Origin of the sequence: Paenibacillus sp. CCS19 (genome assembly GCF_033239625.1) — a bacterium.
Lineage (GTDB): Bacteria > Bacillota > Bacilli > Paenibacillales > Paenibacillaceae > Paenibacillus_T.
In genome coordinates, this window is sequence record NZ_BTCK01000016.1 from 35,519 (window position 1) to 50,233 (window position 14,715).

The window sequence follows — 14,715 nt, forward strand, 5'->3', positions numbered from 1 at the left end:
CCCCTCCGAATTACTTAAGCCTGACTGATGCCTGTTTGACGACGCGACGCTGCAGCCTTTTGCCGATTCGAAGACCTTTCTTCAATTGTTCAATCATCTCGCGCGTTAATGACCGAACAGCCAGCTTGCCGTTATTCGCATACATCCCATGCTCCAGCTTCTCTGTCGTCATAAGACGAAGCTGCAGAAACAATTGGAACGCCTGGCTGTACGATTGGACATCCGACTCCGACAATATCCCCGCAGCCTGCAGCGCTTTCATCCTCTTGAGGGTTGAAGTGCTGCGAAGACCCTGTTGAATACTTAGCAGTCGAATGGCGTTCACCATCGGAATGTAGGCGCCATATTTCATATCGATACTGCCCGTATCTTCGCCATACCGCTCTTTAAGCAGCTGACCGAAGATTCCGACCAGCACTTTATGCCGCATCGTGTTCTCGAGCATTCGTCCGACAATGACCGGATGCTTCACCATATTCGCAAAGAAGTGATCCCGCATCCGCTCCATCAGTGCGGAGTCCCCGTATACCGAACGACCATCTGCCACGATGAGCAAATAACGAACGGACTCCCATGCCGGATGCTCGAACCAGTCGTCCAGCTGCTTGTTCCAACCCGATAAGGACATGCCCCAGGACGGATTATCGCTAAGCACGTTGCCTTCACAGCGAGGGAAACCAAGTTTCTCCAAGATGAGAACCACCTGCTCCGACAGCTGTGCAAAATAGTTTCGATTCGCCTCTGCCTTCCCGGCATTCGGCTCATCCTCATAGACAAGCCCGCTATCCTGATCGCTGGACAGCGTCTGCTCGCCTCTTCCGCCGCTTCCGAACAACAAATACGCATAAGGCACGGGGGGAGGACCCATCCCGACCCGTGCCATATGTGCCTCCGCGAGGCTTATCGCGCGTATGATGATTGCATCGTAAGCCTCGTTCAGCTCCGTATAGAATTGATCAATCGGCAATTCGGACCGCTTGCTCGCCATGCGATCGTTCACATGATCCCGCAGGCTGCGCAGCGCGTCTGCATCAGCTGCTTCATTGATGGATCGCAGAAGCTGCAACCGCTGCGGATCGCTCATGCGCTGTCCTCTCCCCTCCGTCAACTTACGAGCAGGAAGCATTATGCTTGAAGATTGTTATTTTGCGCTTTTTTCATTTGTTCCGGGTAGCCATACGTACCATGCTCACTCAAGTCCAGACCAACGATTTCTTGTTCTTCCGTTACGCGAAGACCCATTACGAGCTTCATTACACCAAGAATGATGAATGAAATAATCAGAACATACAATCCGCAGACAACAACCGACTCGAGCTGTACGCCGAATTGGTGCCAGCTGCCTGTATCGAACAGACCGCCTTGACCCACGCCAACCTTTGTTGCCAGCTCATCCGTTGCGAACAAACCGTTCGCCAGCGTACCCCATACACCTGCTGCACCGTGCACCGACAGTGCATAGATCGGATCGTCGATACGCAGCTTCTCGAATAACTTCGCGCTGAAGAATACGAGAACGCCAGCTACGAGACCGATAACAACCGCTGCCCATGGATCAACGAATGCGCAGGATGCTGTAATAGCAACCAGACCTGCAAGTGCGCCGTTAAGCGTCGTCGAGATGTCAGCTTTACCCGAAATCGCCCACGAGATGAGCAGAGCCGCTACTGTACCTGCGCCTGCACCAAGCATCGTGTTGAAAGCCACGAAGCCGAAGAAGCCATCGCCTACGCTAAGTGCGCTGCCTGCGTTGAAGCCGAACCAGCCAACCCACAGCAAGAGAACGGACAATGCGCTGAACACTTGGTTGTGACCGAGAATTTCGTTAGCAGAACCATCTTTATTGTATTTGCCGATACGAGGTTTGAGCAAGATCGTAGCTGCCATTGCAGCGAGTGCACCCGTCAAGTGAACAACGGTCGAGCCTGCATAGTCTTGCGCGCCATCTTTAGCGAGCCAGCCGCCGCCCCAGATCCAGTGTGCGATAACCGGATATACAAGTGCTGTGAAGAAGATTGTGAATACCAGATATACCGACAGTTTCGCACGCTCTGCGAATCCGCCCCATGCGATCGACAGCGAGATCGTTGCGAACGCCAATTGGAATAGGAAGAATGCCGTACTTGGATAGCCGTCGCCTTCTCCTGCCGAAGTAGCAGGACTATAGAAGAAATCGCCCCAGCCGATGAACTTTCTTAAACCTTCGCTAATGTCTGCACCGCCGTTGAAAATGCCGTATCCGAATGCCCAATATACGAGGGTGCATAAACCAATCGTGAAGATCGTCTTGCCGGCCACGTGGCCTGCGTTTTTCATTCGAGTCGAACCCGTCTCGAGAAGAATAAATCCGCCTTGCATAAGAAGTACGAGTACGAATGCGACAATGATCCACACCGAGTTAAGTCCCATATTCAACAAACTTGTCGATGGACCTTCATCTGCGGCAAAGGCCATTGCCGGGAACAGCATTAGTAAAGCTACTACGGAAAGCATCAACTTCTTGACCACTACAACCACTCCCTTAATGTCATATAACATAACATAGTGCGAAAGACTTAATGTCATTATAGTTAGGATTAAGTGGTTTGACAATACGTTTTTTCCAAAATACCTGACATAAGTTAGCAGACGTTATTCTCGTTTATACGGATGTGAGGTTTTCGGACATTTGGACAACTGGTGACGAGAATGTTACGAATCTGTCAACATTAAAGCATGACGTTTGACTGTATGGTTCATTACGCATTATCATGAATATAGAAGAATTAGAATGAAAGCAGGTGCGAACTGTGGCAGAACAATCACTGTACCGTATCGGCGAATTAGCCAAGAAAACGAACATCAGCCCTAGAACGATCGACTACTACACTTCAATGGGATTGATCGAAGCCGCAAGCCGTTCAGACAAAAACTACAGACTATATAATGACGAAACAATTCGACGGCTCAAACGTATTGAACAGATGAAGCACGACAAATATTCGCTGGACGAGATCAAGCGCACCCTGTCCGACTGGGACCGAGTGACGTCCGAAGAAGTCGTATCCCAGAAGCTCAGCGAACTGCAGCATCAGCTTGCCAAGCTGGAGCGCGAAGTGAAGGAGCTCGAGCCTGTCATCGAGCAGCTGAAGCCGCGGCAAGCCAATCGACTCTACACGAGACTGCTTCCGCAGACAGCAGCTTGTATCGAAGCTTTGATGCTCATCATGAATAAGAGCAACCTGATGTAATGAACCAGCGAATTTGCGTGCAGACTACAACAAGCCAAATTCATGCATGGAGGGGTTGCAGCTATGTTATTTTTTCATCCGATGGATTTCCTCATTCTGATCGCCTTTGCCGTTTCAATCTGGGCTCAATTTCGAGTACGCGGCACATTTAATCGATGGGCCGGCGTTCCGGTCTCCAGCGGCATGACAGGCTACGACGCCGCTCGCCGTATGTTGGACGCGAATGGACTGCACAACATTCCAATCGAACCGGTTCGCGGTACGCTCTCCGACCACTACGACCCGATTCACCGCGTCGTACGGCTGTCGGAATCGGTTTACTACGAACGTTCGATCTCAGCCATCTCCGTGGCATGCCATGAGGTCGGACATGCGATTCAACATCAGAAGCATTACCCGATGCTCGTATTGCGTCACAAGATGTTCCCAGTCGTCAATTTCGCATCGGGCCTTGCACCATTCCTGCTGATTGCGGGTTTCCTGTTCCACTTCACTGGACTGATTGGCGTAGGTATTATCTTCTTCTCGGCAGCTGTCGCATTCCAACTCGTCACACTACCGGTTGAGTTCAACGCCAGCAATCGCGCCCGTGACATCATGGTCGCAGAGGGCTTCATTCGCAACGAGGAAGAACGCGGCGTAGCGAAAGTATTGAATGCAGCGGCGCTCACTTATGTTGCAGCAGCGCTCATCTCACTGCTCGAGCTCATCAAATATATAATGATCTTCACTTCGTCCAATAACGACGACTAAGGTTTTTCTACCCACCCAAACCCTCCCTACAAGGGAGGGTTTGGGTGTATGCTCCCGATGTGGTTTCCTGCGGAAACCTTTACCTCTGGACTCCTCACAAGGACGCTGCTTTGATCAATCAGGTTCGTGTCCCAGCTCTTGCCGCCTTGCAGCAAAGCTTCTGGTTACTGTATCTAGACATGTTCGCACGTCTGCATAATTTATTCTTTCGTATCCACTAGTCACCGCCCATTAATGAGACTCCGATATGCTGCAGCATTTGGTGAGTAAACTTGCCAAACACTAGGACCGTTAGAGCTTTTAGAGTGTTGTAGAGTAGAATCAAACAGGAAGAAGCGCTGCTGAGCAGCGCTTCTTCCTGTTTGTTTTGCGTTATATGTGAAGTAAATGACGTAACAATTCCTTACGTTGACGCTATCACCGCATCAGCAGATTCAAATGTCAGGAATTACGATACAAAAAAGCTGACAACGGACAAGCCGTGTCAGCTCAATGTTAATATAATGTGAGATTCATCGTTCAAGTTGCTTATCCTGCAGCTCTTTCTTAAAATAATCGATCAAGAACGCACGGAAAACGTTAGCAACAAGCGGCAGTTTCTCGTTAGAACGGCGAATCAGGCCGATCGTACGCGTTACTGCTGGCGACTTCAGCTTCACCTTCGCCGGCTGCAGCGGACCGGTCTGGCGAAGTGCCATGTCAGGAAGCAAGCTGACGCCCATTCCTGCTGCAACAAGTCCACGAATCGTATCCGTCTCTTCCCCTTCGAACCCAACCTTCGGCGTAAAGCCCGCCTCCAGGCACGCTTCCCACACGATTGGGCGAAGAGAATAGCCTTCGCTGAACATGACGAACGTCTCATCCTTGAGCAACGCCAGATCGATCTCCTCGCTGCCAGCAAGCGGATGGCTTGGCGGAAGAATCGCAAACAATTGCTCAGTCAGCAGCACCTCGCCACATACGGACTGATGATCATCAGGGAACGGCGAGATGAATGCCAGATCAATATCACCTTGCATCATATCCCGCAGCAAGCTCGGGAACATGCCCTGCTTGAAACGGAATTGCACCTTCGGATGCTGCTTGCGGAAAGCGGCAACGACCTGCGGTACGAGCGACATGCCAAGACTGTGCGGGAAGCCTAGACGGATCTCTCCGCGTTCTGGGTCCATGAACTCATGAATCTCGACAACGGCCTTCTCAAGGTCATCTAGAATGACCTCCGCACGTTTCAAGAACAACTGTCCTGCCGGCGTTAATTGCAAATTACGGCCTTTCTGCAAGAACAGCTTAACGCCCAATTCTTCTTCCAACTGATGAATTTGCCGGCTCACCGCCGACTGTGCGACATGCAGCTCTTCGGCTGCCTGTGTCACATGCTCTTTCTTTGCCACTTTAACAAAATAGTATAACTGACGAAGTTCCATAGTAAATCGTTATGCTCCTCTTCACTGATCGCTCGTATCCGCATGTGCCTATCTCGATCCCATTAGCGGCGGCGAAGCTTCTTCCAAGTAAATAACCCGAACAGAATAAAGCCTGCAATCGCACCGCCAATGTGAGCAGCTACATTCACATTTGTATTCATGAACGAATACACCAGCCCAATTGCAATAATGCTGTACACAGTCTGTTGAGTGCCCTTATCAAGCAGATGTTTGCCGAATATAGCAAAGAACAGAAAAGCTCCATCAATACCGTAAATCGCACCCGATGCACCAACAGACAACGTTACCCCAGAATACACCACAGCGGAGAGCAGATTACCCGCAACGCCTGCTGCCATGTAGAGCACCGTGTAGCGTACAGAGCCAAGCAGACGCTCCAGAGGCGGCGCAAAAATGATCAGCGAGGTCATATTGAAGAATAGATGCATAAAGTCCGCATGAAGGAACATCGACGTAACATAACGCCACCATTCCGTCGTTACATACGGATCTATCTCAGTCTGAAGAAACCCGTAGCGAAACAGAATATCGCTGCCGTTCGGGCCGCCCTTCAACTCTACATAGCCGTATATAACGAGGTTAATCGCAATGAGTGCAGCCGTGACAGGATACATACGCAAATAAGCGCGAAAAGATTCATATCTGAAAAAAATCATGCTCATTCCACCTTGGTATGAATTGGACAAGTCCAAATCAAAACGTATATAATAATGGATGTTAATCCACCAAAAATCAATTAGGGAGGACGAATCCATTATGTCTCAAGCACGCAATGGTGCAGCCACTTTCAAAAGTAACCCGATCACGCTGATCGGACCAGAACTCAAGGTTGGAGACCAAGCTCCAGACTTCCAAATCAATAAAAATCTGCTCGAAACAGCATCACTCAACGACTATGCCGGCAAAGTAAAACTGATCAGCGTTGTTCCTTCGATCGACACAGGCGTATGCGATGCACAAACTCGCCGTTTCAACGAAGAGGCTAGCAGCCTCGGCGATAATGTCGTTATCATTACGGTCAGTGTTGACCTTCCATTCGCACAATCCCGCTGGTGCGGTGCGGCAGGCGTAGATCGCGTTGTCCTTCTCTCCGATTACAAATCGCACAGCTTCGGCGAAGCATACGGCGTGTACATCCAAGAGCTCGGCCTCGATATGCGTTCGATCTTCGTTATCGATGCGAACAACACGATCCAGTACGCGGAGTACCTCGGCGAGATGACGGAACATCCGAACTACGAGGCAGCAATCAACGCTGTCAAAGCGCTCGTATAACCCATCTCATAGACAAAGCGAGTGAAGGAGCCTCCTTCCTCGCTTTTTTCATGTCCATTTTAATCTTATTTCACAGCAGTCGTCTTATAAGCAGATAACTTCTTGTCCAATACACGGTACAGTTCGATGATCACGCGATAATTGGAGCCAAGATCGCCGAGCGAGCCGCGAGAAGCCGAGTATACGTCGACAGCACTCGTCAGCGGGTTTACGCCAATGACTGATACTGTAATATCCATCGTACGTCCTGTAACAGTACGCTTCTCAAGAACGATCTCACCAACGGATGGCACTTCGTGAATAATCCGATAGCCCTGAATTTTCTTAAGCGTAGACAGAACTTCTTCCCATGTCTTATCCTTCGACAGCTTGTAATAATGGGATTTTAACAACGGATCCTTTGCCTTGTCCCCCGTTTGCTCATGACTGCGCAGTAGCCCCATCAAGGTCCGCTTCAACAACGAGATCTCCCCCTCCAACATCTATGAACGCTATTTCTTATCATAACACGTTTTAGCCGTTTCCGACAATTTTAACAGGTAAACAAACAAAAAATCCCGATCCGTTAGGATCGGGATTCATCTGCTGCTTGTACCCGCTAATGCCGTCCGACTCGCTTGTTTCTGAACCCGCTCTCGCAGGTGGGTGTCCGCAGAAGCATTTTTGAGGTCCTTCATAAAATGAAGGCATGTCAGCCGCGCTTCGATTTAGGTCTCCCGTAAAACAGCCATTGGTTCAAAACAATTATGAATCGTAACGTACACCGCAGGATGTATTTGTATTATAGACGGATCGAGGGCAATTGTAAACGATTCAGATGAATCTATTTTTTGCCTGATACGTGCACCAAATCATCCGGTCCTGCATCCCCGTCCGACGCATCATCGCCCTGTTCGGCAGCCGCACGCTGCTTCTCCATCTGGTCCTGCATTTTCTGATAAATGATATTGAAGTTCCAGAACGAGATGTAGCCGATGATGCTTGCTGTAAAGAACGGGAATAAGAACGTGAAGCGCAAGCTGATGTAGAACACGACGCACGCCATAATAAGCGTACTGATCGAGCGGAACGGTCGTCCGATCGAGATAAGCAGCGCATTCTTGATAAGCTGCATCGTCTTCATGTGGTAGTGCACCATCATCGAGAAGAAGTTAAACATCGATACGAGCAGGACGAACAAGAATCCAACGAACAAGTAAGAGATAAGCTGCATGCTTGGCTGATTCCAATACACCTTGAAATCGACGAAAATAATCGTGTACAGCGCTGCATACAGCAGGCCGCCCAGCAAGCTTTGCTTGTAGTTTTCTTTATAGCCGCGGAAGAACGTCTTGAGCAGCGGAACATCAACTTCGCCCATGACCCACTTGCGTGTCAGTGTAAACAGCGCAGCAGTGGCAGGGAACAGCGTGAACGGCGCCAGTACTGCCGCTACGATCAGCATCGACGTCTGCGTCGCCGCATCCGTCGCAAAGAAGACAGCTGACAAGACCATAAATAAGAACGGAATCGAACATACAGCCCACAGCACGTTCGTTACCGCAAGGCGCATAATCCATTCGGAGATTCGATAGAATCCACCCATGAGGCCTCTCATTTCCATTGACGTTTCCTCCAATTTCGCATCGGCTAATGTGTAGGTAAGCGGTGTCATTTCGATACAATGTAAATATTATACCAGGTCCCAATAAGAGAAAACCTCTATCGCAGCCCATACAGTATAAGTACGGCCGCGTTTAGAGGTAGGTTTCACCACTGTTAAGAAAGGTTGTCCACCATAACAGTCGGCAACATCCTTATCTTATGCGGTAAAGAAAATCCGGGAGGCGGCTGCGCGGAATGCGCAGCCTAATCACCCGGACGTTACTCTCCCTAATTGTTCACGAAGTCCTCGGACGAGGAATATTTGCGGCGTGGTTCGCCGGAACGCTCGCTGCGTCCTTTGCCGCCTTCGTTATTGCTGCTGCGGTTGCCGCCGTAGCTGCGTCCGCCGCCGCCGTAGCCGCCGCGTCCGCCTTCGCTGCGGTTGCCGCCACGGTATCCGCCGCCGCCTTCACCGCGATTAGAGCTGGAGCCGCCGCTGCGATTGCCGCCGTACGAGCTGCCCGTATAACGACGACCGCTAGCGCGAACGTCTGGACGACGTTTCTTCGCACGGATCGGATCTTCCGGCGTCAACTCGATGTTAACGTCTTTCTTCTCGCCCGTAAGCAGCTTGATCGCTGCCGCGAGCAGATTGACCGAATCATACTGCTCAAGGAGATGAATCGCGATGCCTTTGTATTCTTGTGAATCATCATTCTGAACATTCTCGATGAGGCGTTCAGCCGTTACGCGTTGCTTGCCTTCGATCGCTTCAGCGATGCTTGGGAGCGGTTTGCGCGTAATTTTGTGACGAGTCACCTTCTCGATAAAGTGCAGGTGATCAATCTCACGTGGCGTTACGAACGACCAAGCCGTACCCTCTTTACCGGCACGACCTGTACGGCCGATACGGTGAACGTAGCTCTCAGGGTCTTGCGGAAGGTCGAAGTTGATAACGTGCGTTACGCCCGAAACGTCCAGACCGCGCGCTGCAACGTCAGTTGCAACGAGTACGTCGATGCTGCCGTCGCGGAATTTGCGCATTACGTTGTCGCGTTGGTTCTGGGACAGATCGCCATGGAGGCCTTCTGCCGAGTAGCCGCGCTTCTGGAGTGCTTCGCTCAGCTCATCTACGCGACGCTTCGTACGACCGAAGATGATTGCGAGTTCCGGCGATTCCATATCGATCAGACGGCTAAGTGCTTCAAACTTCTGACGCTCGTGCACTTCAATGTATGCTTGATCGATCAGCGGAGCGCTGACTTGTTTCGGAATAACCGATACATGCTCAGGATTGTTCAGGAATTGCTGTGCAAGACGTTGGATGTTCGGAGGCATTGTAGCCGAGAACAGCATCGTCTGACGCTCTTCAGGAACCAGGCTCAGAATGGAAGTGATATCTTCCATGAAGCCCATGTCGAGCATTTCGTCCGCTTCATCCAGTACAACCGTCTTCACGTCCGCAAGCTTGATCGTCTTGCGGTTGATATGGTCGAGCAAACGACCCGGCGTACCGATAATGATTTGCGGGTGTTTCTTAAGTGCGCGGATTTGACGACCGATCTCTTGACCGCCGTAAATCGGCAGTGTGCGGAGACCTTTGAAACGCGTCAATTTACCGATCTCTTCCGAGACTTGGATCGCAAGCTCACGGGTTGGCGTCATGATAAGCGCCACAATCCGATCTTCGCTTGTCGGGATTTTGTTAATCAATGGAATACCAAATGCAGCTGTTTTACCTGTGCCCGTTTGCGCTTGGCCGATCAGGTCGCTGCCCGTCAACGCAATTGGAATCGATTTGGATTGGATCGGGGTTGCTTCCTCGAATCCAAGTTCCGTAATGGCCTGAAGCACTTTAGGCTCCAGTCCGAATTCAGCAAATGTAGTCAAACTTCTTCAAACTCCTTCTATCTTCAGCCTACTTAAAAATATCCAGTTCATTATAACACACCTTGAACATTGAATACCAGCGAGCGAAGCTTGGAAGGATTTGCGCCAACGCTGTCCAAACACACTTCAAACGGATGTCATTCGATGGAAAATGCAGTAACGGCGGGGCCTCCCGCCGACTTCTCGACCTTCATGCCAAGACATTCTGCGACAAAAATAAGTGGAATGTTCAACTTATTGTCAACGATTTGAGCAGGTGACGGCGCTTCCATTTTCATACCATTGACAACTGCAACCGCTTTCCCGGTAGACATTGTCATTCGAACATCGTTTCGTCTTAACGTTATTGACTTGGAACCGGCATCCCAAGCCATCGTCGCACCGAGCAGCGCGGCAGCTTCCTTGGCAGGAACGAGCAACTCGCCCTCCCCTGCTGCCACACGATTCGAGAAGTTCGCTTCGCGCCCAGCGATCCGAATGGGATATGCAGCGACCGTTCCCCTGCTCTCGTCGATAACGAGCGAATTCACTTGCTCCTCCAGCATCGCATTCCGGGCATCGACATTGTCTGCCGTTACTCGGTATGCATCATCGTCCTTCCCCATCGCCTCGGCAATCGCCGTATTAATTTCTTCCCGGTGATGCGACAAATCCTTATATTGATCCAGATCGAAGGTCCACCCGCTCTCCGCTTGAAAATCATAAAGACGTGCATTCGCAAGCGGCTGAAGCTGTTCGAACATCCATTTGCGCATGACCATCTGATTTTCGAATCGAACCGGATTCGTCTGCTGCCACACTGCCTGGCGCAGGATCGAGTATGGCGGATAGTAGAACGTGAACTTCACGTCCGGATGCGCCTTGACGAGCGATAGAACGTACGTATTGAACGTCTGCTGCACGCTCGACAACGGATCCTCATTTGCGCCAAAATAAAACTCCGACTGCTGAGCTTTGCGATAATCGTCCAGAACCAGTTTGCGGCCAAATTGAACAACATTGTTCCAATTGTCGAGCCTCTCCAAGCTCTGCTCGCCACCACGTACCGCCTTCTTCGTCAGCCCTTTCACAAGCTGTTCATACGGCGTAATGCTGAACCAATACGAATAGTCGTTCAGCCAGCTGTCATCGTACAGGTAGGACGGGAAGCTCTCATCCTCCTCATCGGTCGGCTGTCGCAGCGCGAAGTAATCGATCCCCCACAGCACCTGCTTCACTTTGCCCGTAGACAAAGCAAGCTTCGCCGTCTCGTATTGCTCCGGCATGAGAGATCCGCGAAGCGACAGCTTCATGACATGTCCGCCCATCGTTCGACCAACAACGGAGGGCAGGAAGTTCTCCGTCATTGATGTTCCGACGATAATCGTATCGTAATCATAGTTGCGGGCCAGCCCAGCATTCTGGTATCGCTCTTCAGAGGAATAAACGGGCTTGTACCACGACTTGTGGTAATGCTGCAGCGGATCGATCGTCCAAGACAGCAGCACGGCAGCGCCTGCGAATCCAATCGCGAACGCGCCTGTCAGCAGCACCATCCGTTTAGCCGTTTGAACAGCCGAACGTCTGCGCTTCGGCCGAGATTGTTTCGCGCTTAGAGAGACAGATTGCTGTTGATCTGCTGTCAATGCCGAAGGCTGCAAATGACCAGGCTCTAATTGTGACATGAACGGAGACACCTCCATATTCGCAAGCCATTAAAAGTTGAAATAGAGGAACGTACTGATCTGATTAAAGTACAGCAGCGAGTAGATGAACATAAATCCGAGCAGCGCCGCAGCCTGCCAGCTTGGTTGGAATCGCAGCTCTCGTTCTCCGCTGTTGCGAAGAATCAATACGCAAGGAAGCAGAACGATGATGAGCAAAATCGGGAATGCAACGAGCTCCAGGCTCGCAGACGACAGCGTAATGCCGGACAATCCCAACATGCCGCGAATCATTCGAATCGCATCCGGCCAAGTTTCCGCGCGGAAGAAAATCCACGCGAAGTTCACGAATTGGAACGTGATGAACCATGCAAGCCACTTCGGCATACCGGGCCCATAACGTGACCAGAGCCGTTGAACGATTTGCGCACCTCCATGAAGGAATCCCCAGAACAAAAACGTCCAGCCCGCTCCATGCCACAACCCGCCCAGCAAGAAGGTGATCATCAGGTTCATGAGCATCCGGATCTCGCCCTTGCGATTGCCGCCGAGCGGGATGTAGATATATTCTCTTAGAAACCGGCTGAGCGTCATATGCCAACGCCGCCAGAAGTCTTGAATATTCAATGCTTTATAAGGCGAGTTGAAGTTCTGAGGCAATCGAATATTGAAAATAAGCGCAAGACCGATTGCCATATCCGTGTAGCCGCTGAAGTCGAAGTACAGCTGGAATGTGTAGGCAAGCGAAGCGGTCCAGCTCTCGACGAACTGCGTCGCGGATGCGAACCCATCATTCGCGTAACCCGCCAACGTATCGGCAACGACAACCTTTTTGAATAAACCAAGCACGAACAAGTAAAGTCCAGATGCGGCATTGCGCCAGTTCCACAGCTTGCTTCGAAGCCGATCGAACTGAGGCATCATTTCGCTGTGATGAAGAATAGGTCCGGCGATAAGATGTGGGAAGAATGTAACGAACAAGATATATTGAATCAAATTCGCTTCGCGCGCTTTCTCCTTATAGACGTCTACAAGGTACGCGATTTGCGTGAAGGTGAAGAAGCTGATGCCAAGCGGCAGCGTGACGTGAAGAAGCGTCAGGCGCGCCCCTGTTGCATCTGCGAGGTTCTGAAGGAAGAAATCGGCGTACTTGTAGTAAGCCAATAATAGCAGGTTGATGGCAATGCCGGCCGTTAACACCGCACGTCTGCGCCCGCCTGCTATTCGAACGGTATCATCCGCGCTCCGTGCGCCGAGCAGCCGTCCTATCGTATAGTTGAAGCCGATCGATGCGATAATAAGCGGTACATAGCGGTAATCCCAATAGCCATAGAAGAGGATGGATGCTGCTGCAAGCCAGCATTTTGCAGCGACTGTGAGCCTGAGCCTGCCCAGAACGAAGTAAATGATCGCTGTAATCGGCAGGAATACAAAAATAAATGGATACGTATTGAACAACATCTTGATGCCCCTCCATCTTCGACCGTTGTTAACAGCATGTTAACCATTCGACAACAACTGACTAATTCCTGTCCATCCGCCAACGCTCGATAGCTTTTTTATTGCTCGTCTGAACAAAGGAAGGAGCTGACATTCGCTATGCCTTTCAATGTGAATTCTGCTGCAAGGCAGCTTGCCGTCGTACTGCTGACGCTGGTCAGTGCGGTTCTCGTTGCGATCGGCTTCAACTTGCTGCTAATTCCTCATCAGCTGCTTAGCGGCGGCATCTCAGGCATCTCGATGATGATCGGCTATATATTCGGCGGTAATATTAGTTGGCTGTACTTTGTTCTTAATCTGCCGGTTCTTGTGTGGGGCTGGAAAGTGCTCGGACGACGCTTTGTGCTGCTCAGCATGGTGTCCGTCGTCGGTACAACGATTGCGCTGCAGTTCATTCCTGTTAAAACGCTTGCCGATGATATCGTGCTCGCTTCGGTATTCGGCGGATTAACCGTCGGTTTCGGGAGTGGACTGGCGCTGCGCTATGGCGGGTCCTCCGGCGGCTTCGACATTATCGCTTCCATCCTTTCCCGCAAACGGGATCTGCCGATCGGCATGATCATCTTCGTCCTGAACGGCGCTGTCATCGCCGCATTAGCGATATTTACCCGAGATCCAGATATTGCGCTCTATTCGCTTATCTCGATTTTTACAGCGGGCAAGGTCGTCGATCTCATTCATGTTCGGCATATCAAAATAACGGCGTTCATCGTTACGAAGGAAAGCGATCGGATTCTGGCCAAGATGCTCGAGCATAAAAGAGGCATCACCATTATCCGGACCCGTGGCGCTTATACCACCAATGAACAGGACATGTTGATGACCGTTACGACACGGTACGAGCTTGCCGAGCTTCGCAAAACGGTGCTGACGCTTGACCCGAAGGCGTTCGTCAACATTGTCGAAACGGTCGGCGTGATCGGACAGTTTCATAAACCGCTTCCATAGCGGGCATGAATGGATTTTCATGGAATCGACTATTCATTTACATTCCACACTGCTATAATAAAGCTATCCCGTAGTTTTTTGCGTTTCTAGCCTGATGTTTTGCCCTGAACATGACTAATGAAAGGGTGATGCCAGATGGATATGGAAACAGTCAAATTGTCGAGGATAGTGGAAAAGCTGGCACCTGAACTCGGACCTTTCCTTACAGAACGAGAACGTCAACTGAACATCGTACTGCGGGATGGTCTCTCTGTACTGGAACCGGAAGATGCAATGGAGATTGTGCAGCTAAGTATTTGTGAACAGCAAAGAGACGCAAGTCTGCATTGATGATTGAAGCAGTTAGATTATGCAAGCAAGAAGCGGATCGCCGCTTCCTACAGCCTGTCGCCTACTCGGCGGCAGGCTTTTCTTCTTTATGCAACGTCTGTCACAACACGCACT

14 protein-coding genes and 1 other RNA gene are annotated in these 14,715 nt (G+C 50.7%); 5 read left to right on the forward strand and 10 right to left on the reverse strand.

Going from position 1 to position 14,715, the window contains the following annotated elements; all coding sequences use genetic code 11:
* Window positions 1-10: 10 nt before the first annotated feature.
* Both SBI19_RS13085 and SBI19_RS13090 read right to left on the reverse strand, forming a co-directional pair.
* Complete coding sequence (locus SBI19_RS13085; protein ID WP_317968796.1) at window positions 11-1,084, reverse strand: DUF294 nucleotidyltransferase-like domain-containing protein; 1,074 nt, start codon at window positions 1,082-1,084, stop codon at window positions 11-13.
* Between the two features lie 41 nt (window positions 1,085-1,125).
* Window positions 1,126-2,493, reverse strand: a complete 1,368-nt coding sequence (locus SBI19_RS13090; RefSeq protein WP_483312289.1) for an ammonium transporter — start codon at window positions 2,491-2,493, stop codon at window positions 1,126-1,128.
* A 296-nt stretch (window positions 2,494-2,789) separates the two neighbouring features.
* Between SBI19_RS13090 and SBI19_RS13095 the strand changes: the two genes are divergently transcribed.
* Window positions 2,790-3,230, forward strand: coding sequence for a MerR family transcriptional regulator (locus tag SBI19_RS13095; protein WP_317968800.1), 441 nt, complete (start codon window positions 2,790-2,792; stop codon window positions 3,228-3,230).
* 63 nt (window positions 3,231-3,293) lie between these two features.
* Window positions 3,294-3,983, forward strand: coding sequence for a zinc metallopeptidase (locus SBI19_RS13100; protein WP_317968802.1), 690 nt, complete (start codon window positions 3,294-3,296; stop codon window positions 3,981-3,983).
* Window positions 3,984-4,495: 512 nt separating this feature from the next.
* On the opposite strand, the gene gltC is transcribed toward SBI19_RS13100, so the two are convergent.
* Window positions 4,496-5,410, reverse strand: coding sequence for a glutamate biosynthesis transcriptional regulator GltC (gltC, locus tag SBI19_RS13105; protein WP_317968804.1), 915 nt, complete (start codon window positions 5,408-5,410; stop codon window positions 4,496-4,498).
* Between the two features lie 62 nt (window positions 5,411-5,472).
* The gene (locus tag SBI19_RS13110) at window positions 5,473-6,087 is read right to left on the reverse strand and encodes a rhomboid family intramembrane serine protease (protein ID WP_317968806.1); all 615 of its coding nucleotides are present in this window, start codon (window positions 6,085-6,087) and stop codon (window positions 5,473-5,475) included.
* A gap of 100 nt (window positions 6,088-6,187) precedes the next feature.
* Between SBI19_RS13110 and tpx the strand changes: the two genes are divergently transcribed.
* Window positions 6,188-6,706 carry a thiol peroxidase gene (tpx, locus tag SBI19_RS13115; RefSeq protein WP_317968808.1) on the forward strand — a complete coding sequence of 173 codons (519 nt, stop codon included), beginning with the start codon at window positions 6,188-6,190 and terminating at the stop codon, window positions 6,704-6,706.
* Between the two features lie 65 nt (window positions 6,707-6,771).
* On the opposite strand, the gene SBI19_RS13120 is transcribed toward tpx, so the two are convergent.
* The 6 genes from SBI19_RS13120 to SBI19_RS13145 form a co-directional block, all read right to left on the reverse strand.
* On the reverse strand, window positions 6,772-7,167 hold the full coding sequence (locus SBI19_RS13120) for a DUF1499 domain-containing protein (protein ID WP_317968810.1): 396 nt from the start codon (window positions 7,165-7,167) through the stop codon (window positions 6,772-6,774).
* 127 nt (window positions 7,168-7,294) lie between these two features.
* Window positions 7,295-7,481: non-coding RNA, 6S RNA (gene ssrS / locus SBI19_RS13125), on the reverse strand.
* A 48-nt stretch (window positions 7,482-7,529) separates the two neighbouring features.
* Entirely contained in the window at window positions 7,530-8,309 is a 780-nt protein-coding gene (locus SBI19_RS13130; protein WP_317968812.1) for a YesL family protein, read from the reverse strand.
* 269 nt (window positions 8,310-8,578) lie between these two features.
* A complete protein-coding gene (gene cshA, locus SBI19_RS13135; RefSeq protein WP_317968814.1) occupies window positions 8,579-10,180 on the reverse strand; it encodes a degradosome RNA helicase CshA in 1,602 nt (533 codons plus the stop codon).
* A gap of 137 nt (window positions 10,181-10,317) precedes the next feature.
* Window positions 10,318-11,844 (reverse strand): copper amine oxidase N-terminal domain-containing protein, encoded by a 1,527-nt coding sequence (locus SBI19_RS13140; RefSeq protein ID WP_317968816.1) that lies wholly within the window; start codon window positions 11,842-11,844, stop codon window positions 10,318-10,320.
* 30 nt (window positions 11,845-11,874) lie between these two features.
* Window positions 11,875-13,284, reverse strand: coding sequence for an MBOAT family O-acyltransferase (locus SBI19_RS13145; RefSeq protein WP_317968818.1), 1,410 nt, complete (start codon window positions 13,282-13,284; stop codon window positions 11,875-11,877).
* Between the two features lie 138 nt (window positions 13,285-13,422).
* Here SBI19_RS13145 and SBI19_RS13150 point away from each other — a divergent pair, with 138 nt between their 5' ends.
* Window positions 13,423-14,271, forward strand: a complete 849-nt coding sequence (locus SBI19_RS13150; RefSeq protein ID WP_317968820.1) for a YitT family protein — start codon at window positions 13,423-13,425, stop codon at window positions 14,269-14,271.
* 135 nt (window positions 14,272-14,406) lie between these two features.
* Window positions 14,407-14,601: a hypothetical protein gene (locus SBI19_RS13155; RefSeq protein ID WP_317968822.1), complete on the forward strand. Its 195-nt coding sequence runs from the start codon at window positions 14,407-14,409 to the stop codon at window positions 14,599-14,601.
* Window positions 14,602-14,715 lie beyond the last annotated feature (114 nt).

Excerpts from the sequence above, each read along its gene's own strand:
- SBI19_RS13085 (WP_317968796.1), bottom strand. The coding sequence starts at position 1,084 with ATGAGCGATCCGCAGCGGTTGCAGCTTCTGCGATCCATCAATGAAGCA.
- SBI19_RS13090 (WP_483312289.1), bottom strand. The coding sequence starts at position 2,493 with ATGCTTTCCGTAGTAGCTTTACTAATGCTGTTCCCGGCAATGGCCTTT.
- SBI19_RS13100 (WP_317968802.1), top strand. The coding sequence starts at position 3,294 with ATGTTATTTTTTCATCCGATGGATTTCCTCATTCTGATCGCCTTTGCC.
- gltC (WP_317968804.1), bottom strand. The coding sequence starts at position 5,410 with ATGGAACTTCGTCAGTTATACTATTTTGTTAAAGTGGCAAAGAAAGAG.
- SBI19_RS13110 (WP_317968806.1), bottom strand. The coding sequence starts at position 6,087 with ATGATTTTTTTCAGATATGAATCTTTTCGCGCTTATTTGCGTATGTAT.
- tpx (WP_317968808.1), top strand. The coding sequence starts at position 6,188 with ATGTCTCAAGCACGCAATGGTGCAGCCACTTTCAAAAGTAACCCGATC.
- SBI19_RS13130 (WP_317968812.1), bottom strand. The coding sequence starts at position 8,309 with ATGGAAATGAGAGGCCTCATGGGTGGATTCTATCGAATCTCCGAATGG.
- SBI19_RS13140 (WP_317968816.1), bottom strand. The coding sequence starts at position 11,844 with ATGTCACAATTAGAGCCTGGTCATTTGCAGCCTTCGGCATTGACAGCA.
- SBI19_RS13145 (WP_317968818.1), bottom strand. The coding sequence starts at position 13,284 with ATGTTGTTCAATACGTATCCATTTATTTTTGTATTCCTGCCGATTACA.
- SBI19_RS13150 (WP_317968820.1), top strand. The coding sequence starts at position 13,423 with ATGCCTTTCAATGTGAATTCTGCTGCAAGGCAGCTTGCCGTCGTACTG.
- SBI19_RS13155 (WP_317968822.1), top strand. The coding sequence starts at position 14,407 with ATGGATATGGAAACAGTCAAATTGTCGAGGATAGTGGAAAAGCTGGCA.